The sequence below is a fragment of the Streptomyces sp. ID05-39B genome (genome assembly GCF_033794725.1).
Classification (GTDB): domain Bacteria; phylum Actinomycetota; class Actinomycetes; order Streptomycetales; family Streptomycetaceae; genus Streptomyces; species Streptomyces bobili.
On the sequence record NZ_JARGEF010000156.1, the window covers coordinates 1 to 19,603 of the forward strand.

14 protein-coding genes and 1 tRNA gene are annotated in these 19,603 nt (G+C 69.8%); 11 read left to right on the plus strand and 4 right to left on the minus strand.

From position 1 onward, the window contains the following. Window positions 1-413: 413 nt before the first annotated feature. Window positions 414-3,140 carry a DNA polymerase I gene (gene polA, locus P1P75_RS27630; RefSeq protein ID WP_319260219.1) on the minus strand — a complete coding sequence of 909 codons (2,727 nt, stop codon included), beginning with the start codon at window positions 3,138-3,140 and terminating at the stop codon, window positions 414-416. An 808-nt stretch (window positions 3,141-3,948) separates the two neighbouring features. On the opposite strand from polA, the gene P1P75_RS27635 reads away from it, so the two are divergent. From P1P75_RS27635 to P1P75_RS27675, 9 genes are all read left to right on the plus strand, one after another. Then, window positions 3,949-6,228 carry an FdhF/YdeP family oxidoreductase gene (locus tag P1P75_RS27635; protein ID WP_319260221.1) on the plus strand — a complete coding sequence of 760 codons (2,280 nt, stop codon included), beginning with the start codon at window positions 3,949-3,951 and terminating at the stop codon, window positions 6,226-6,228. 115 nt (window positions 6,229-6,343) lie between these two features. Then, window positions 6,344-6,826, plus strand: a complete 483-nt coding sequence (locus P1P75_RS27640; protein WP_266455379.1) for a PaaI family thioesterase — start codon at window positions 6,344-6,346, stop codon at window positions 6,824-6,826. A 250-nt stretch (window positions 6,827-7,076) separates the two neighbouring features. Then, entirely contained in the window at window positions 7,077-7,496 is a 420-nt protein-coding gene (locus P1P75_RS27645) for a hypothetical protein (RefSeq protein ID WP_319260224.1), read from the plus strand. Window positions 7,497-7,618: 122 nt separating this feature from the next. Then, window positions 7,619-8,125, plus strand: a complete 507-nt coding sequence (locus tag P1P75_RS27650; RefSeq protein WP_319260227.1) for a Tat pathway signal sequence domain protein — start codon at window positions 7,619-7,621, stop codon at window positions 8,123-8,125. A gap of 272 nt (window positions 8,126-8,397) precedes the next feature. Then, window positions 8,398-9,624, plus strand: coding sequence for a branched-chain amino acid ABC transporter substrate-binding protein (locus tag P1P75_RS27655; RefSeq protein ID WP_319260230.1), 1,227 nt, complete (start codon window positions 8,398-8,400; stop codon window positions 9,622-9,624). Between the two features lie 109 nt (window positions 9,625-9,733). Beyond that, window positions 9,734-10,666 (plus strand): branched-chain amino acid ABC transporter permease, encoded by a 933-nt coding sequence (locus P1P75_RS27660; protein ID WP_150470479.1) that lies wholly within the window; start codon window positions 9,734-9,736, stop codon window positions 10,664-10,666. 5 nt (window positions 10,667-10,671) lie between these two features. After that, complete coding sequence (locus P1P75_RS27665; RefSeq protein WP_319260232.1) at window positions 10,672-12,498, plus strand: branched-chain amino acid ABC transporter permease; 1,827 nt, start codon at window positions 10,672-10,674, stop codon at window positions 12,496-12,498. Window positions 12,499-12,503: 5 nt separating this feature from the next. Further along, on the plus strand, window positions 12,504-13,403 hold the full coding sequence (locus P1P75_RS27670; protein WP_319260235.1) for an ABC transporter ATP-binding protein: 900 nt from the start codon (window positions 12,504-12,506) through the stop codon (window positions 13,401-13,403). Continuing rightward, window positions 13,400-14,116 (plus strand): ABC transporter ATP-binding protein, encoded by a 717-nt coding sequence (locus P1P75_RS27675; protein WP_319260238.1) that lies wholly within the window; start codon window positions 13,400-13,402, stop codon window positions 14,114-14,116. Before P1P75_RS27670 ends, P1P75_RS27675 begins: the two co-directional genes overlap by 4 nt. 89 nt (window positions 14,117-14,205) lie before the next feature. Here P1P75_RS27675 and P1P75_RS27680 read toward each other — a convergent pair whose 3' ends face one another. Beyond that, window positions 14,206-14,865 (minus strand): response regulator, encoded by a 660-nt coding sequence (locus P1P75_RS27680; protein ID WP_319260240.1) that lies wholly within the window; start codon window positions 14,863-14,865, stop codon window positions 14,206-14,208. A gap of 102 nt (window positions 14,866-14,967) precedes the next feature. On the opposite strand from P1P75_RS27680, the gene P1P75_RS27685 reads away from it, so the two are divergent. After that, a tRNA-Leu gene (locus tag P1P75_RS27685) sits at window positions 14,968-15,040 on the plus strand. 103 nt (window positions 15,041-15,143) lie between these two features. On the opposite strand, the gene pyk is transcribed toward P1P75_RS27685, so the two are convergent. Together pyk and P1P75_RS27695 are read right to left on the minus strand one after the other, a co-directional pair. Further along, window positions 15,144-16,580, minus strand: a complete 1,437-nt coding sequence (gene pyk, locus P1P75_RS27690; protein WP_319260243.1) for a pyruvate kinase — start codon at window positions 16,578-16,580, stop codon at window positions 15,144-15,146. Window positions 16,581-16,735: 155 nt separating this feature from the next. Continuing rightward, window positions 16,736-17,431, minus strand: a complete 696-nt coding sequence (locus P1P75_RS27695) for an SIMPL domain-containing protein (RefSeq protein ID WP_319260246.1) — start codon at window positions 17,429-17,431, stop codon at window positions 16,736-16,738. A gap of 194 nt (window positions 17,432-17,625) precedes the next feature. Between P1P75_RS27695 and P1P75_RS27700 the strand changes: the two genes are divergently transcribed. Continuing rightward, complete coding sequence (locus tag P1P75_RS27700) at window positions 17,626-19,431, plus strand: 5'-nucleotidase C-terminal domain-containing protein (protein WP_319260249.1); 1,806 nt, start codon at window positions 17,626-17,628, stop codon at window positions 19,429-19,431. Window positions 19,432-19,603: the final 172 nt, after the last annotated feature.

A 19,603-nucleotide genomic window follows, 5' to 3' on the forward strand; every position in this document is an offset into this window, starting at 1 on the left:
CGGGTGGGGAGGGCGGGGGGTGGGGAAGCAGGCGTATACCCATGGCCGAATCCTGGCGGGCGGGGACCCGCTAGGGCGCCTTCTCGGGGGCCACGCGAGTGAGGGCCCTTCGGGGGACGTACGGGGGGGGTGACGGGGGCAGCGGGAGGGAGCGGCGGCGGGTCCGAGCGGCGAGGGCTCCGCGCGGGGAGTAGGGGTGCTGTTGGCGAATCCCGTCAAGCCCGAGCAATTGACAGATCCAGGACAGAGACACGCTGGAGAACCGGCATTTTGCCGGCCTGTGTCTGCCAATCGGCGTCCGCCCAGCGGATTCGCCGACAGCGTCAGGGAGAAGGAGAGGGACCCCGTCGGTGTCGGCGAGGTCCCTCAGGATTTGTTCGGGTCTGTCCGGGTCCAATCGGCTCGGCCCGGGGCTAGTGGGCCGCAGACTCCCAGTCGGGGCCTGAACCCACCGAGACGTCCAGGGGAGCCCTGAGCTGGACCGCGCCGGCCATCTCGCGGCGCAGCAGTTCCTCCACGGCGGCCCGCTCACCGGGGGCGATCTCCAGGACGATTTCGTCGTGGACCTGGAGGAGCATGCGGGAGCTGAGGCCGGCCTCCCGCAGTGCCGCGTCCACCTTCAGCATGGCGATCTTGACGATGTCCGCCGCCGTGCCCTGGATCGGCGCGTTGAGCGCCATGCGCTCGGCCGCCTCACGGCGCTGCCGGTTGTCGCTGTTGAGGTCGGGAAGGTAACGCCGGCGCCCGAAGAGCGTCGCCGTGTAGCCCGTCGCCCGCGCCTCCTCGACCGCCCGGCGCAGATAGTCCCGTACGCCGCCGAAGCGCTCGAAGTAGGCGTCCATCAGGGCGCGGGCCTCCCCCGCCTCGATGTTCAGCTGCTGGGACAGGCCGAACGCCGACAGCCCGTACGCCAGTCCGTACGACATCGCCTTGATCTTGCGGCGCATTTCCGCGTCCACGGCGTCCCGCTCGACGCCGAAGACCTGGGAGGCGGCCGTGGTGTGCAGGTCCTCGCCGGAGGTGAACGCCTCGATGAGGCCCTCGTCCTCGGAGAGGTGGGCCATCACCCGCAGTTCGATCTGGCTGTAGTCGGCCGTCATCAGCGACTCGAAGCCCTCGCCGACGACGAACCCGCGCCGGATCGCCCGGCCCTCGTCCGTGCGGACCGGGATGTTCTGGAGGTTCGGGTCCGTGGACGACAGACGGCCGGTCGCGGCGACCGTCTGGTTGAAGGTGGTGTGGATACGGCCGTCGGCGGCGATCGTCTTGATCAGGCCCTCGACGGTGACGCGGAGCTTGGCCTGCTCACGGTGCCGGAGCATGATCACCGGCAGTTCGTTGTCCGTCTGGGCGGCGAGCCAGGCCAGGGCGTCGGCGTCCGTCGTGTAACCGGTCTTGGTCTTCTTCGTCTTCGGCAGGCCCAGCTCGCCGAAGAGGACCTCCTGGAGCTGCTTGGGTGAGCCCAGGTTGAACTCGTGCCCGGCGGCGGCGTGCGCCTCCTTCACGGCCTGCTGGACCGCGCCCGCGAACATCTGCTCCATGGCCTCCAGATGGGCCCGGTCGGCCGCGATGCCGTGTCGCTCCAGGCGGGCGAGGAGGGTGGAGGTGGGCAGCTCCATGTCCTGGAGAAGATCGGCCGCGCCGACCTCTTCCAGCCGGCCCCGGAAGGCATCGCCGAGGTCGAGGATCGCGCGGGCCTGCACCATCAGGGCGTCGGCCTCGGCACTGTCGTCCGCGCCGAAGGCGAGCTGGCCGTCGGCCGCGGCCGGCGGGGCCAGCTCCCGGCCCAGGTACTCCAACGACAGCGCGTCCAGATCGAAGGAACGGCGGCCCGGCTTGACCAGGTAGGCGGCCAGGGCGGTGTCCATGGAGACACCGGCGACGCTCCAGCCGTGCTCGGCGAAGACACGCATGGCGCCCTTGACGTTGTGCAGGACCTTGGGCCGGTCCTCTGCGGCCAGCCAGGCGGCCCAGGTGTTCTCGTCGGTCTCGTCCAGCTCCGACGGGTCGAACCAGGCGGCGGGTCCGCCCGCCGCGGCGAGCGCGACCTCGGCGACCGAGCCGGTGCCCAGGCCCCAGGTGTCCACGGTGGCCACACCGAGGGGCTCGCCGCCGTGCTCGGTGAGCCAGCCGGTCAGCTCGCCCGTGGCCAGGACCGTGCCGTCCAGCGCGACGCCGGGTGCGACGACCGGGGCCGTCTCGGCCTCCTGGGCGCCCGGGTCGACGGCGAGCAGCCGCTCGCGCAGCGACGGGTTCCGGATCTCCAGGGTGTCCAGGATCATCGCCACGGCCGTGCGGTCGTACGGGGCGCGCTCCAGGCCGAGGACCGTGCCGGGCAGCTCGACGGTGCGGACCATCTCCGTCAGGCGGCGGTTGAGCTTGACGGACTCCAGATGGTCGCGGAGGTTCTGTCCGGCCTTGCCCTTGACCTCGTCGACCCGCTCGACCAGCTCGGCGAACGAACCGAACTGGTTGATCCACTTCGCGGCCGTCTTCTCGCCGACGCCCGGGATGCCCGGGAGGTTGTCGGACGGGTCGCCGCGCAGGGCCGCGAAGTCGGGGTACTGGGCGGGCGTCAGGCCGTACTTCTCGACGACCTTCTCCGGGGTGAAACGGGTCAGCTCGGAGACGCCCTTCGTGGGATACAGCACCGTGGTGTGCTCGCTGACGAGCTGGAAGGAGTCGCGGTCGCCGGTGACGATCAGCACGTCGAAGCCCTCGGCCTCGGCCTGGGTGGCGAGCGTGGCGATCACGTCGTCGGCCTCGAAGCCGTCGATGGCGAACCGCGACACGTGCATCGCGTCGAGGAGCTCGCCGATCAGCTCGACCTGGCCCTTGAACTCGTCCGGGGTCTTGGAGCGGTTCGCCTTGTACTCGGTGAACTCCTCGGACCGCCAGGTCTTGCGGGAGACGTCGAAGGCCACCGCGAAGTGTGTGGGCGCCTCATCACGCAGGGTGTTCGCCAGCATCGACGCGAAGCCGTAGATCGCGTTCGTCGGCTGGCCGGTCGCGGTGGTGAAGTTCTCCGCGGGCAGCGCGAAGAACGCGCGGTAGGCCAGCGAGTGCCCGTCCATGAGCATCAGGCGGGGCCGGTCGGCGCCGGTGGTGTTCTCGGTCTTCTTCGCTGCTGTTTCTGCCACGCCCCCGATCCTGCCACGCCCCACTGACACTCCGGTCCACGCGGGCCTCCGGCGGCTGCGCGGAACCCCGGAGCCGCCTGCCGCGCGCGTGACGGAACGCCGGCGCACGGGCGCCGCAGCGCGAGCGCCGCCGGGCCGCGCTGGATCCGGCGGCGCCGGGCAGCTCGGGCAACGTGCGCGGGCCCACGGACTGCACGGGCAGCGTGCGCGGGCGGCACGGACAGCGCCGTCAGCGGCCCGACGCCGTCGGACCCCGACCGGAGGGCGACGGCGACTCGGCAGGTTCGCCGGGACCGCTGCCGCCCCGGCAGCCCGTCGGGCAAGGCGCACCGGGGTTCCCGGACGTCCCGCCGCAACGCCGCCCACGCGGCCACGCACGGGCCGGGCCCTGCCCGGCGTCCACCGCGAGGTTCGCCACCCCGGCCAGGTCGGCCACCGGTCGCCGCCACCGCTTCCCTCCCCGGCCGTTCCCCGAAACCGGGCCGGCAGCCCGTCGGGCAAGGCGCACCGGGGTTCCCGGACGTCCCGCCGCAACGCCGCCCACGCGGCCACGCACGGGTTGGGCCCGGCCCGGCCCGGCGTCCACCGCGAGGTTCGCCACCCCGGCCGGGTCGGATACCGGGTCTGCCGCGGATGGCCCGCCGCTGGGGTTCCGGTCGCGCGACAACCCGCCGCGCGCCCGTCACGTATCGGGCCACCGCCCCCGCGACCGGTGCTCCGGCCACCGCCCGCCCGCGCATCCTTCCTGTCGGTGGCGCGTGCGAGGATCGGTGGGAGTGGTCACCCGTGTCAGTGAAGGAGCGCCGCGATGGCAACGAAGCCGCCCAAGGCCGACCCCGTTCAGGACGCGCCGCAGGTCGCCGAGCCGAAGCACGCGGCGGCGGGGCTGCCGGCCATCGGGCACACCTTGCGGATGGCGCAGCAGCAGATGGGCGTGAAGCGGACCGCGCTGACGCTGCTGCGCGTCAATCAGAAGGACGGCTTCGACTGTCCGGGCTGCGCCTGGCCGGAGCCGGAGCACCGGCACGCGGCGGAGTTCTGTGAGAACGGCGCGAAGGCGGTGGCCGAGGAGGCGACCCTGCGCCGGGTCACTCCGGAGTTCTTCGCCGCGCACCCGGTCGCCGACCTGGCCGGCCGCAGCGGCTACTGGCTGGGCCAGCAGGGGCGGCTCACGCACCCGATGTACCTGCCCGAGGGCGGTGAGCGCTATGAGCCGGTGTCCTGGGAGCGTGCCTTCGGCATCGTCGCCGAGGAGATGGCCGACCTGGCCTCCCCCGACGAGGCCGTGTTCTACACCTCGGGCCGTACGAGCAACGAGGCCGCGTTCCTGTACCAGCTGTTCGCGCGCGAGTGGGGCACCAACAACCTGCCCGACTGCTCCAACATGTGCCACGAGTCGTCCGGTTCGGCCCTCACGGAGACGATCGGCATCGGCAAGGGAAGCGTCCTGCTGGAGGACCTCCACAAGGCCGACCTGATCATCGTCGCCGGGCAGAACCCGGGTACCAACCATCCGCGCATGCTCTCCGCCCTGGAGAAGGCCAAGGCCAACGGCGCGCGGATCGTGAGCGTGAACCCGCTGCCCGAGGCGGGCCTGGAGCGCTTCAAGAACCCGCAGACCCCGCAGGGCATGCTCAAGGGCGCGGCCCTCACGGATCTCTTCCTCCAGATCCGCATCGGCGGCGACCAGGCTCTGTTCCGTCTGCTCAACAAGCTGATCCTGGAGACGGAGGGCGCGGTCGACGAGGAGTTCGTCACCGAGCACACGCACGGCTACGAGGAGTTCTCCGCGGCCGCCCGGGCCGCCGACTGGGACGAGACGCTCGCCGCGACGGGTCTCACGCGCACGGAGATCGAGGAGGCCCTGCGCATGGTGCTCGCCTCGGAGCGCACCATCGTGTGCTGGGCGATGGGTCTCACCCAGCACAAGCACTCCGTGCCGACCATCCGCGAGGTGGTCAACTTCCTGCTGCTGCGCGGCAACATCGGCCGTCCGGGCGCGGGCGTGTGCCCGGTGCGCGGTCATTCGAACGTGCAGGGCGACCGCACCATGGGCATCTTCGAGCGCCCGGCCCCGGCCTTCCTCGACGCCCTGGAGCGGGAGTTCGGCTTCGCCCCGCCGCGCGAGCACGGCTTCGACGTCGTACGGGCGATCCGGGCGCTGCGGGACGGCGAGGCGAGGGTCTTCTTCGCCATGGGCGGCAACTTCGTGTCGGCCTCCCCCGACACGGAGGTCACCGAGGCGGCGATGCGGCGGGCCCGGCTGACGGTGCACGTGTCGACGAAGCTCAACCGCTCGCACGTCGTCACGGGCGCGCGTGCCCTGATCCTGCCGACGCTCGGCCGTACCGAGCGCGATGTGCAGGGCGGCGGCGAGCAGTTCGTGACCGTCGAGGACTCCATGGGCATGGTGCACGCCTCCCGGGGCCGGCTGGAGCCCGCGGGCGCGCGGCTGCTGTCGGAGCCTGCCATCGTGTGCCGGCTGGCACGCCGGGTGCTGGGCGCGGACAGCCGGGTGCCGTGGGAGGAGTTCGAGAAGGACTACGCGACGATCCGCGACCGCATCGCGCGCGTGATCCCCGGTTTCGAGGACTTCAACGCGCGCGTGGCACACCCGGGCGGCTTCACACTGCCGCACGCCCCGCGCGACGAGCGCCGCTTCCCCACGGCCACCGGCAAGGCCAACTTCACGGCCGCGCCGGTCGAGTTCCCGGAACTGCCCGCCGGTCGCCTGCTGTTGCAGACGCTGCGCTCGCACGACCAGTACAACACCACGATCTACGGTCTGGACGACCGCTACCGGGGCATCAGGAACGGCCGCCGGGTCGTCCTCGTCAACCCGCAGGACGCCGGCACGCTCGGCCTGGCCGACGGTTCGTACGTGGATCTGGTGAGCGAGTGGCGGGACGGGGTGGAGCGGCGGGCGCCCGGCTTCCGGGTGGTGCTCTACCCGACGGCGCGGGGCTGCGCGGCGGCGTACTACCCGGAGACCAACGTCCTGGTGCCGCTGGACGCCACCGCTGACACCAGTAACACCCCGGCCAGCAAGTCCGTCGTGGTCCGTCTGGAACAATCGGCGACCGACTGAGCGTTTGCTCAGGCGGCACGGCCACCCTCCCGGTCAGGCCACCGTCCCGGTCACGGCCACCGTCATGGTCACCGTCCCGGTCACGCCACTGTCACGACGAACGGAGCAGGTCCCGATGGGCGAGCAGCAGCACGTGAAGTTCCCGCAAGAGGTCATCGACGAGTACGCGGCGCTCGGCGTCGACCTGCGCGCCCTCTTCTCCGCCGGGCACCTGGGCACACGCATGGGGGTGCAGATCGTCGAGGCGTCCGCGGAGCGGGTCGTCGGCACGATGCCGGTCGAGGGCAACACCCAGCCCTACGGGCTGCTGCACGGCGGTGCCTCGGCGGTGCTCGCGGAGACGCTCGGTTCGGTCGGCGCGATGCTGCACGGCGGCAGTTCCAAGCTCGCCGTCGGCGTCGACCTGAACTGCACCCACCACCGCGGCGCCCGCTCCGGCCTGGTCACCGGCGTGGCCACGCCCGTGCACCGGGGCCGGTCCACGGCGACGTACGAGATCGTGATCAGCGACGAGGCGGGGAAGCGGGTGTGCACGGCGCGGCTGACGTGTCTGCTGCGGGAGGTGAACCCGGGCGACGCCGCGCCCGCCGCGAGCTGAACCCGTAGAAACCTGGAAACCCCTCCCCCGGCCTCTGCCCGGCTCGGCGGCCACCGCTCCCCCGTTGCCCGCCGGCACCTCCGCGGCCTAGCGTCGGGTCATGGCAACGGGAGGGCCCCTCTGGCCGGGTGCCGCGCGACGGCCCCGCACGGCACGACAGCCCCGCACGGCACGGCGGCCGGGCGCCGCACGACGGCCGAGACCGGGACGACGGCCGAGACCGGGACGACGACCCGGCGCCACGCGCCGAATGCGAACGGCACGGCGGCCCGGCGCCACGCGGCTGCGAACGCCGCGATGGCCCGGCGCCGCACGACGGCTGGGAACGGCCCTCGGGGCGGGCGTCCTGGTGACGGCCTGCGCCGGTTCCGGCGGCGCGGGGGCCGCGAGCAACGCGTCGCCCTCCGCCACGCCCCCGGAGGTGCTGTGCGCCCGGATCGTCGCCCACTGGTCGCGTGAGGTGCTGGACGGGGGCACGTACGGGGACTACCAGTCGATGGGGCTGTCCAACGGCCAGTACGACATCCTGCGGTCGGTCGTGGACGACGCGCGGGCGGCGAAGAAGCGCGAAGGCGCCGGTGCCGCGGACGAGCTGATCGACCGTCAGTCGCGCCAGGGCTGTGCGGCCCGGTACCGCTCCGGCGGCCCGGACGAGGGTCCGTGGCAGTGAGCGGCGGAGTCGGCCCCGTCGAGCCGGGCGAGGGCACGCGCGCGTGGGAGGCCGAGGACGCCCCCGCCAGACGCGTTCGGCGCCGCTCGCCGGCCCTGTTCCAGGGGCGGCACCGTCGCGCCGTGCTCGGGGCGCTGACGGCCGTCCTCCTCCTGACCGCCGGCGGGCTGCTCTGGGCGACCCGGCCGCAGGACCGCCAACAGGCCGCGCCGGAGCCGCCGTTCCCGTCCCAGGTCGTCGACGTCGGCTACCTGGGGCCGCTCCCGGTGCCGCCGGGCACACGGCCGCGGACGTTCGCGCTGGAGCTGCTGCTCAGTGTGGAGTCGGGTCCGCCGGTCACGACGACGCGGCTGGCGCAGCCGTACGCCGGGATCGTTCTGACGTCGGCGCCGCGGGCGCCGTTCCGGACAGCAGCGGGTTCCGCACGCAAGATCGTCATCACGATGCATGTGGCGGATTGCGGAAATGTGCCGGCGGATGCCGGACTGCCTTTCCTGGATGTAACTCTGCGTAATGCACGCGCAATACAGGACCACAGTTTCATCCTTGGCTCCCGCTACGCCCAGGACCTCTCCCAGGCCCTACAAGTCGCCTGTAGCAACGAATCCGGTCATCACCAAAACGCTTGAGACACCTGGAACGATCTGGGTCCGTCCTGCGGATTCTCAGCATGCGGACAGGGCGAATCGGCCTGAATTCCACGGTTCCACCCCCTCAGTACCGCTCTGCATTACCTCGTGTCATAACAAGAGAGTCACATCATGGGCCAGAGCCTCCTCCGCGTTACCTTCACCCGTTTAGAGTCACGGCCAGTCACCGCGCAGCTGAAATACCCCTTCGGCCCCAGCGCTCGACTCGGCCTCTTCCAGGGGGGAGGGCCGCCCAGGGAAAGGACTGGAACGTGCGTCAACGTTCGCTTATCGCCATCACCGCTGCGCTGTCCGCGGGAGCACTCACCCTCACTGCCTGCGGCTCGCGCGACAGCGACGACAAGGGCTCCGACAGCGGCGGCACCACCGTCACCATCGGCGTCGACGCCCCGCTCACCGGCGACCTGTCCGCGCTGGGCCTCGGCATCAAGAACTCTGTCGACCTTGCCGCCAAGACGGCCAACAAGAAGAAGTACGTCGAAGGCGTCACCTTCAAGATCGAGGCGCTCGACGACCAGGCGCAGCCCTCCTCGGGCCAGCAGAACGCCACCAAGCTGGTCGCCGACAAGTCCGTCCTCGGCGTGGTCGGCCCGCTGAACTCCTCCGTCGCCGAGTCGATGCAGAAGGTCTTCGACGACGCCAAGCTGGTCGAGGTCTCCCCGGCCAACACCAACCCGGCGCTCACCCAGGGCACCGACTGGCAGAACTCGAAGAAGCGCGTCTACACCTCGTACTTCCGCACCGCGACCACGGACGCCATCCAGGGCCCGTTCGCCGCCCAGTACCTGTTCAACGATGCGAAGAAGAAGAAGGTCTTCGTCATCGACGACAAGAAGACCTACGGCGCCGGCCTGGCCGCCACCTTCACCGCGGAGTTCAAGAAGCTCGGCGGCGCGGTCGCGGGCACCGAGCACATCAACCCGGACAGCAAGGACTTCTCGGCCATCGCCACGAAGGTCAAGAACTCCGGCGCCGACGTCGTCTACTACGGCGGCGAGTACCCGCAGGCCGGTCCGCTGAGCAAGCAGATCAAGGCCGCGGGCGCCAAGATCCCGGTGGTCGGCGGTGACGGCATCTACAGCGCCGACTTCATCAAGCTGGCCGGCGCCAGCGCCGCCGGCGACCTGGCCACCTCGGTCGGCGCGCCGGTCGAGGAGCTGCCCTCCGCCAAGGAGTTCGTGGCCAACTACAAGGCCGAGAACTACAAGGAGGCCTTCGAGGCCTACGGCGGCTACTCCTACGACTCGGCCTGGGCGATCATCGAGGCCGTGAAGAAGGTCGTCGAGGACAACGACGGCAAGCTTCCGGACGACGCCCGCGCCAAGGTCACCGCCGCCATGCAGAACGTCTCCTTCGACGGTGTGACCGGCAAGGTCGCCTTCGACGAGTTCGGTGACGCCACCAACAAGCAGCTCACCGTGTACGCCGTCGAGAACGGTGCCTGGAAGTCGGTCAAGTCCGGCACCTACACCGGCTGACCCACCCGCATCACATGAGCCGCGCGGGGCGCTGTTCCACTGGCGCCCCGCGCGGACTCACATCCGGACACATCCGTCGAAATCATCCGAACGTCTCGGAGGACATGCGGTGAACGAACTGCCGCAGCAGCTGGTCAACGGCCTGCTACTGGGATCCATGTACGGGCTGGTCGCCATTGGCTACACGATGGTCTACGGCATCGTCCAGCTCATCAACTTCGCCCACGGCGAGATCTTCATGACGGGCGCTTTCGGGGCTCTCTCCGTCTACCTCTGGGTGCTGCCCAACGGCACGACCATGTGGATCGCCCTGCCGCTCATGCTCATCGGCGCCATGCTGGTCGCCTCACTGGTCGCCGTCGGAGCGGAACGATTCGCCTACCGGCCCCTGCGCGGCGCCCCCCGCCTCGCCCCCCTCATCACCGCCATCGGCCTCTCCCTGGCCCTGCAGCAGGCGGTCTGGGCCTGGTACCCGGAGGCCAAGTCGGCCCGCACCTTCCCCCAGATCGAGGGCGGCCCCTTCCACATCGGCGACGTCACGATCCAGACCGGTGACGTCTTCCTGCTCTCCGCCGCCCCCATCAGCATGGCCGTCCTCGCCTACTTCGTCATGAAGACCCGCACCGGACGCGGCATGCAGGCCACCGCGCAGGACCCGGACACCGCCAAACTCATGGGCGTCAACACCGACCGCATCATCGTGGTCGCCTTCGCCCTCGGCGCCGCCTTCGCCGCCATCGGCGGTGTCGCCTACGGCCTCAAGTACGGCCAGATCGACTACCGCATGGGCTTCATCCTCGGCCTCAAGGCCTTCACCGCGGCGGTCCTGGGCGGCATCGGCAACATCTACGGCGCCATGATCGGCGGCGTCGTCCTCGGCATCGCCGAAACCCTCGCCACCGCCTACATCGCCGACATCCCCGGCATGGACCAGTTCGGCAGCCAGTCCTGGGCCGACGTCTGGGCCTTCGTACTTCTCATCCTCGTACTGCTGTTCAGGCCACAGGGCCTGCTCGGCGAGCGCGTCGCGGACAGGGCGTGACACCGATGACCACACAGACCACCGCACCCGGGATCCCGGGCACCCCCGCCTCCAAGACGGCCACCGGCCTCATCGGCATCCCGCCGCACCTCGGCCGCGCCCTCGCCACCGGCGGCGGCGCCCTCACCGTCGTCTCGGCCTTCCTCGCCTGGACCTGGACGTCCGCCTTCCCCGGCGACCTCACCGTCTACGGCTACCCCGGCGGCCTCCAGGTCCTCGCCCTCATCGGCGGCGCCCTCACCACCCTGCTGTGCCTGTCCTCCTACGGCGTGAAGGGGCTGCGCTGGCTCACCCCGGCCGGCGCCGACGGCGCGATCAAGTTCGCCGCCCTCGCCACCTTCGCCACCGTCTGGTACACGGTCCTGGCGATCACCGCCGACCTCGGCGGCGTCGTCAACCTGGAGCCCGGCGGCTTCATCGCCGCCACCGCCTCACTGGCCGCGCTCCTCGGCGCACTCGCCCTCCCCTTCGAGCGGCCCGAGCCCGAACCGTACGACCCGGACGACACCGGCTGGGAACTGTTCCGCCACCGCCTGCGCGCCGGCCGGGACATCACCAAGGCAGCCTTCGCCGGCGGCACCGCCCGCCCGATCGGCACCCTGCCCTCCTACGCCGAGATCCTGATCATCGTCGCCGTCCTCGGCATCGGCCTCACCGTCTTCACCTACGGCATCGGCACCGAGTACGACGAACTCTTCATCGGCTTCCTGATCACGGCCGGCTTCGGCTTCGCCGCACTCAACAAGTCCGGACTGATCAGCCAGGCCTCCCAGATCACCGCCCGGCACCAGAACATCACCATCTGCGGCGCCTTCGTCGCGGCGGCGATGTTCCCCTTCACCCAGACCGACGACCAGTACGCCACCGTCGGCGTCTACATCCTGATCTTCGGCACCGTCGCCCTCGGCCTCAACATCGTCGTCGGCCTCGCCGGCCTCCTCGACCTCGGATACGTCGCCTTCCTCGGCGTCGGCGCCTACGCCGCCGCCATGGTCTCCGGCTCCCCCAACTCGCCCTTCGACGTGCAGTTCCCCTTCTGGGCCGCCGTACTCGTCGGCGCCGGCGCCTCGCTCGTCTTCGGCGTCCTCATCGGCGCCCCCACCCTCCGACTGCGCGGCGACTACCTCGCCATCGTCACCCTCGGCTTCGGCGAGATCTTCCGCATCACCGCCAACAACCTCGACGGCACCTCCGGTCCCGACATCACCAACGGTTCCAACGGCATCTCCTCCATCCCGAACCTCAACATCCTCGGGTTCGACTTCGGAGCCGAGCACGCCATCGCCGGCTTCACCATCGGCCGGTTCGCCAACTACTTCTTCCTGATGCTCCTCATCACCGCCGTCGTCGTCCTGGTCTTCCGGCGCAGCGGCGACTCCCGCATCGGCCGCGCCTGGGTCGCCATCCGCGAGGACGAGACCGCCGCCCTCGCCATGGGCATCAACGGCTTCCGCGTCAAGCTCATCGCCTTCGCCCTCGGCGCCTCGCTGGCCGGCCTGGCCGGCACCGTCCAGGCCCACGTCACCTACACCGTGACCCCCGAGCAGTACCTCTTCGCCGGTCCCATCCCGCCCAACTCCGCCTTCCTCCTCGCCGCCGTCGTCCTCGGCGGCATGGGCACCATCAGCGGACCCCTCATCGGCGCGGCACTGCTCTTCCTCATCCCCAACAAGCTCCAGTTCCTCGGCGACTACCAGCTCCTCGCCTTCGGTCTCGCACTCATCCTGCTGATGCGCTTCCGCCCAGAGGGCCTCATCCCCAACCGGCGCCGCCAGCTCGAGTTCCACGAGGACGCGGAAGCACCCACCGTCCTCCCGAAGGCAGGGGCCTGACCACGATGACCACCACCGACACCACCACCAAGACGGCCCCTGTCGGCGAGACCGTCCTCGACGCCCGCGGTGTGACCATGCGCTTCGGCGGCCTCACCGCCGTCAACGACGTGAACCTCACCGTCAACCGCGGCGAGATCGTCGGCCTGATCGGCCCCAACGGCGCCGGCAAGACCACCTTCTTCAACTGCCTCACCGGCCTCTACATCCCCACCGAGGGAGAGGTCCGCTTCAAGGACAAGGTCCTGCCGCCCCAGTCCTTCAAGGTGACCGCCGCCGGCATCGCCCGCACCTTCCAGAACATCCGGCTGTTCGCCAACATGACGGTCCTGGAGAACGTACTCGTCGGCCGCCACACCCGCACCAAGGAAGGCTTCTGGTCCGCCATCCTGCGCGGCCCCGGCTTCCACAAGGCCGAAGCCGCCTCCCGCGAACGCGCCATGGAACTCCTGGAGTTCGTCGGCCTCGCCAAGAAGGCCGACCACCTCGCCCGCAACCTCCCCTACGGCGAACAGCGCAAGCTGGAGATCGCCCGCGCCCTGGCCAGCGAGCCCGACCTGCTGCTCCTCGACGAGCCGACGGCCGGCATGAACCCGCAGGAGACGCGGGTGACCGAGGAACTCGTCTTCGCCATCCGCGACCAGGGCATCGCCATCCTGGTCATCGAGCACGACATGCGATTCATCTTCAACCTGTGCGACCGCGTCGCCGTCCTCGTCCAGGGCGAGAAGCTCCTCGAGGGCGACAGCGCCACCGTCCAGGGCGACGAGCGCGTCATCGCCGCCTACCTCGGCGAGCCCTTCGAGGGAGCGCCCGGCGCCGAGGAGGTCGCCGAGGTCGAGGCCGCCGAGGCCCAGGCCGAGACCACGACGGACGCCGCGCCCGGCAAGGAGAACGACCGATGACCGCACTGCTCGAAGTCGAGGACCTCCGAGTCGCCTACGGCAAGATCGAAGCCGTCAAGGGCATCTCCTTCAAGGTCGACGCCGGCGAGGTCGTCACCCTGATCGGCACCAACGGCGCCGGCAAGACCACCACCCTGCGCACCCTGTCCGGCCTGCTCAAGCCGGTCGGCGGCCAGATCAGGTTCAACGGCCGCTCGCTGAAGAAGATCCCCGCCCACGACATCGTCTCGCTCGGACTCGCCCACTCCCCCGAGGGGCGGCACATCTTCCCGCGCATGACGATCGAGGACAACCTGCGGCTCGGCGCGTTCCTGCGCAACGACAAGGCGGGCATCGAGAAGGACATCCAGCGCGCCTACGACCTCTTCGCCATCCTGGGCGAACGTCGCAAGCAGGCCGCGGGCACCCTCTCCGGCGGTGAGCAGCAGATGCTGGCGATGGGCCGCGCGCTCATGTCCCAGCCGAAGCTGCTGATGCTGGACGAGCCGTCCATGGGTCTGTCCCCGATCATGATGCAGAAGATCATGGCGACCATCGTCGAGCTGAGGGCCCAGGGCACCACGATCCTGCTCGTCGAGCAGAACGCCCAGGCGGCCCTGTCGCTGGCCGACCACGGTCATGTCATGGAGATCGGCAAGATCGTGCTCTCGGGCACGGGCCGGGACCTCCTGCACGACGAGTCCGTCCGCAAGGCGTACCTCGGCGAGGACTGATCCCCAACCCCGCCCACACGACGAGGCCCGCGTCCCCGGATCGAACTGGGGGCGCGGGCCTCGTCGTAGGTCCACGGGACGGGCGTCGGCTACTGGCCCTTCGACGCCTTCTTCTCGTCGGCGTCCTGGATCACGGCCTCAGCCACCTGCTGCATGGACATCCGCCGGTCCATGGACGTCTTCTGGATCCACCGGAACGCGGCCGGCTCGGTCAGTCCGTACTCGGTCTGCAGGACCGACTTCGCCCGGTCGACCAGCTTGCGGGTCTCCAGGCGCAGGGTGAGGTCCGCGACCTCGTTCTCCAGCTCGCGCAGCTCCGTGAAGCGGGAGACGGCCATCTCGATCGCCGGGACGACGTCGCTCTTGCTGAACGGCTTCACCAGGTAGGCCATCGCGCCGGCGTCGCGGGCGCGCTCGACGAGATCGCGCTGCGAGAAGGCGGTCAACATGAGGACCGGCGCGATGCGCTCCTCGGCGATCTTCTCCGCGGCGGAGATGCCGTCCAGCTTGGGCATCTTGACGTCGAGGATCACCAGGTCCGGCTTGTGCTCACGGGCGAGCTCGACGGCCTGCTCTCCGTCACCGGCCTCGCCGACGACGGAGTAGCCCTCCTCCTCCAGCATCTCTTTGAGGTCGAGGCGGATCAGCGCCTCGTCCTCGGCGATGACGACACGGGTCGTCAGCGGAGGCACGTGCGACTTGTCGTCGTCGGGCGCGTCTACGGGCTGGGGCGACTCGGGGGCGGTCACTGGGGCTCCTTGTTCAGGGCAGGGGTGCAGCTGACAAGAGCCTACCCAGCTGCGGTAAGGTGGGGTCACGGCGGGTTGCCGTCGACCTTGGTTTTAAAGGGGGCCCCGGTAGCCCAGCGGTAGAGGCAATGGTCTCAAACACCATACAGCGTCGGTTCGAATCCGACCCGGGGTACTTTTCCTTGGTTTTCAAGGTGGTTAAAAAGAAGCGGATGTTCCCGTCTGGTGAACATCCGCTTTCGCATTTCCCGGCGGAAGGCACTCCGTGCCCCGTTCCCCTATTCGGGCCGGTCGTCCTCCGCGATGTGGTGGACGCGGACGAGATTCGTGGAGCCGGAGACTCCGGGGGGTGAACCGGCGGTGATCACCACCGTGTCGCCTTTCTGGCAGCGGCCGTATTCCAGAAGCAGTTCGTCGACCTGGTCGACCATCGCGTCGGTCGAGTCCACCTGCGGGCCCAGGAAGGTCTCCACGCCCCAGCTCAGGTTGAGCTGGGAGCGGGTCGCCGGTTGCGGGGTGAAGGCGAGGAGGGGGATCGGGGAGCGGTAGCGGGAGAGGCGGCGGGCGGTGTCGCCGGACTGGGTGAAGGCGACGAGGAACTTGGCGCCCAGGAAGTCGCCGATCTCCGCGGCCGCCCTGGCGACCGCGCCGCCCTGGGTGCGGGGCTTGTTGCGTTCGGTGAGGGGTGGGAGGCCGGCCGCGAGGATGTCCTCCTCGGCCGCCTCGACGATCTTCGCCATGGTGTGGACGGTCTCCGCCGCGTACCTGCCGACGCCGGTCTCGCCGGAGAGCATCACCGCGTCGGTGCCGTCGATGACCGCGTTCGCCACATCGCTCGCCTCCGCCCTGGTGGGGCGCGAGTTCTCGATCATCGAGTCGAGCATCTGGGTGGCGACGATCACCGGCTTGGCGTTGCGCCTGGCCAGCTTGATGGCGCGCTTCTGGACGATCGGGACCTGTTCCAGGGGCATCTCGACGCCGAGGTCGCCGCGGGCGATCATGATGCCGTCGAAGGCGGCGACGATGTCGTCGATGTTCTCGACCGCCTGCGGCTTCTCGATCTTGGCGATGACGGGCAGTCGGCGGCCTTCCTCGTCCATGATCCGGTGGACGTCGAGGATGTCGCGGCCGCCGCGGACGAAGGAGAGGGCGATGACGTCGAATCCGGTGCGCACGGCCCAGCGGAGGTCTTCCTCGTCCTTCTTGGAGAGGGCGGGGACCGAGACGGCGACTCCGGGCAGGTTGAGGCCCTTGTGGTCGGAGATGATGCCGCCTTCGAGGACACGGGTGTGGACGCGTGGGCCGTCGACGTCGGTGACCTGGAGGCATACCTTGCCGTCGTCGACGAGGACGCGCTCGCCGGCGGAGACGTCCTCGGCGAGTCCGGCGTACGTCGTTCCGCAGATCCGGCGGTCGCCCGCGACGCCTTCCTCGACGGTGATGGTGAAGGTGTCGCCGCGTTCGAGGAGTACGGGGCCTTCCGCGAAGTGGCCGAGTCGGATCTTCGGACCTTGGAGGTCGGCGAGGGTGCCGACGCTGCGGCCGCTCTCGTCGGAGGCCTTGCGTACGTGGTGGTATCGCTCCTCGTGCTCGGCGTGGCCGCCGTGGCTGAGGTTGAAGCGGGCGACGTCCATTCCGGCTTCGACCAGGGATGCGATCCGGTCGTAGGAGTCGGTGGCGGGGCCCAGTGTGCAGACGATTTTCGCTCGGCGCATGAGTTGAGCCTATTACTTACCGAGCGGTAGTGGATTGGGGTGACATGGCGGCTCAACAACCTTTGAGTGAGGGGTGGTTGACAAGTGCTGAATTGTGCGGCCGGCTGCTCCGATGAGCATTTGTTCGGCTGCCTGTATTCCTCGAACGGGTGAATTCACAGGTGCGGCGGGACCATCGTGAATTGCGCTTTCACTTCGGCGCGCAGGCGGATCCGCTGCGGTTCGAGGTCGAGGGGCTCGGGCGGTGCGTCCTCGGTGGCGGCGGCGGACATCCGTATGGCCCGGCGGCCGAAGCCGGGCCGTGGGCGGCCGGCCATGGATTCGGTGCCCAGGTCGGCCAGCTCGACGAGGGCGGCCACCGAGGTGCCCAGCGCCTCGGCGTACTCGTGCGCACGCCGTACCGCGTCCCGTACCGCCCGCTGCCGGACCTCGCGGTGGGCCGGTGAGTCCGGGCGCAGTTCCCACCAGGGTCCGTCGATCCGGGTGAGGTCGAGGTCGGCGAGGCGGGTGGTGAGTTCGCCGAGGGCGGTGAAGTCGGTCAGCTCGGCGGTGATGTGGACGCGGCCGTGGTGGCTGCGGACGCGTTCTCCGCGGCCATGTTCGGTCAGTTCGGGGGTGACGGAGACGGCGCCGGTCGACAGGTCGGTGACGGCTTCGCCATAGGACCTGACCAGTTCCAGGACCTCGGTGTTGCGGCGGGTGAGGTCGTCGAGGGTGGTGCGGCGGTCACGGCCGCGGGCGGTGACGGTGATGCCGAGGCGGGCGAGGTCGGGGTCCACTTCGATGGCGGTCTCGCCGCGGACGACGAGGAGGGGGACGTCGGGGGTGCCGTGGGCGGCGGGCGTGGCCATACGCCCCACTCTGGCAGGCCTTACCTCGGTATGGACGCGATATCGCACAGCTCCGGTCACCAGATCGAAACCTCTGGGGGCTGTTGCCGTTTGCCATGGTCGGGTCAGAATCTACGCGCGTTGTCTGCGCGCGTCCCTTGCTCGTGCGCGTCCCATGTCTACGCGCGTCATTGGTCGTTCCCGAGGAGCACAGCATGCCGTTGAACCGCCGGAAGTTCCTGAAGAAGTCCGCCGTGACCGGGGCGGGGGTGGCGATCGCCGGCGCGGTCGCGGCGCCGGCGGCGCAGGCGGCGGTGCCTGGCAAGCCGGCCAGGCCGGCCAAGCGGTACTCGCTGACCGTGCTGGGCACGACGGACCTGCACGGGCACGTCTTCAACTGGGACTACTTCAAGGACGCCGAGTACACGGACGCCCAGGGCAACGCGCAGGGTCTGGCCCGCATCTCGACCCTGGTGAACCAGGTCCGCGCCGAGAAGGGCCGGGAGAACACGCTGCTCCTGGACGCCGGTGACACCATCCAGGGCACCCCGCTGACGTACTACTACGCCAAGGTGGACCCGATCACCGCCAAGGGCGGCCCGGTGCACCCGATGGCGCAGGCGATGAACGCGATCGGCTACGACGCGGTGGCGCTGGGCAACCACGAGTTCAACTACGGCATCGAGACGCTCCGCAAGTTCGAGGAGCAGTGCGACTTCCCGCTCCTGGGCGCCAACGCGCTGGACGCCAAGACGCTGAAGCCGGCCTTCCCGCCGTACTTCATGAAGACGTTCTGTGTGAAGGGCGCGCCGCCGGTGAAGGTGGCGGTGCTGGGTCTGACCAACCCGGGTATCGCGATCTGGGACAAGGCGTACGTGCAGGGGAAGCTGACCTTCCCGGGCCTGGAGGAGCAGGCGGCGAAGTGGGTGCCGAAGCTGCGGTCGATGGGCGCGGACGTCGTCGTGGTGTCGGCGCACTCGGGCTCCTCGGGCACGTCGTCGTACGGTGACCAGCTGCCGTACGTCGAGAACTCGGCGGCACTGGTGGCGCAGCAGGTGCCGGGGATCGACGCGATCCTGGTCGGGCACGCGCACGTGGAGATTCCGGAGCTGAAGGTCGTCAACGCGAAGACCGGGAAGACGGTCGTGCTGTCGGAGCCGCTGGCCTACGCGGAGCGGCTGTCGCTGTTCGACATCGAGCTGGTCTTCGCCAGGGGCCGCTGGACTGTGGAGTCGGTGGCGGCGTCGGTGGTGAACTCCAACACGGTCGCCGACGACCCGAAGATCACCAAGCTGCTGTCCGACGAGCACGCCAAGGTCGTCGCGTACGTCAACCAGGTGGTCGGCACCGCGACCGAGACGCTGACGACGGTCGACGCCCGCTACAAGGACGCGCCGATCATCGACCTGATCACCAAGGTCCAGGAGGACGTGGTGAAGGCGGCTCTGGCGGGCACGTCGTACGCGTCGCTGCCGGTGATCGCGCAGGCCTCGCCGTTCTCGCGGACCTCGGAGATCCCGGCCGGCGAGGTGACGATCCGGGACCTGTCGAGCCTGTACGTGTACGACAACACGCTGGTCGCGAAGCTGATGACGGGCGCGCAGCTGCGGGCGTACCTGGAGTACTCGGCGGAGTACTTCGTGCAGACGGCGCCGGACGCGGTGGTGGACGTGGCGAAGCTGACGAACGCCGGTGGCCGTCCGGACTACAACTACGACTATGTGTCGGGGCTGTCGTACGACATCGACATCGCGCAGGCGGCGGGGTCGCGGATCAGGAACCTGACGTACGGCGGGGTGGCGCTGGACGATGCCCAGCAGTTCGTGCTGGCGGTGAACAACTACCGGGCCAACGGCGGTGGCGCGTTCCCGCACGTGGCGGCGGCGCAGGAGCTGTGGGCGGAGTCGACGGAGATCCGGACGCGGATCTCCGAGTGGGCGACGGCGAAGGGTGTGCTGGACCCGAGGGACTTCGCGTCGGTGGACTGGAAGCTGACGCGCGGCGGTACGCCGGTGTTCTAGGCGCCGGTGTCTAGGCGCCGGTGTTCGAGGCGTCGGTGTCCGGGGGACGGTGTTCGGGCTGTCCCTTATACCCATCTCCGACCCCACAGACCAGGCAGAAACTCCTTAGCCCGTCTTCTGCTTGAAAAAAAAAAAAACAGAACAAGGAACAGAGTAATGTGTCTCAGACGAC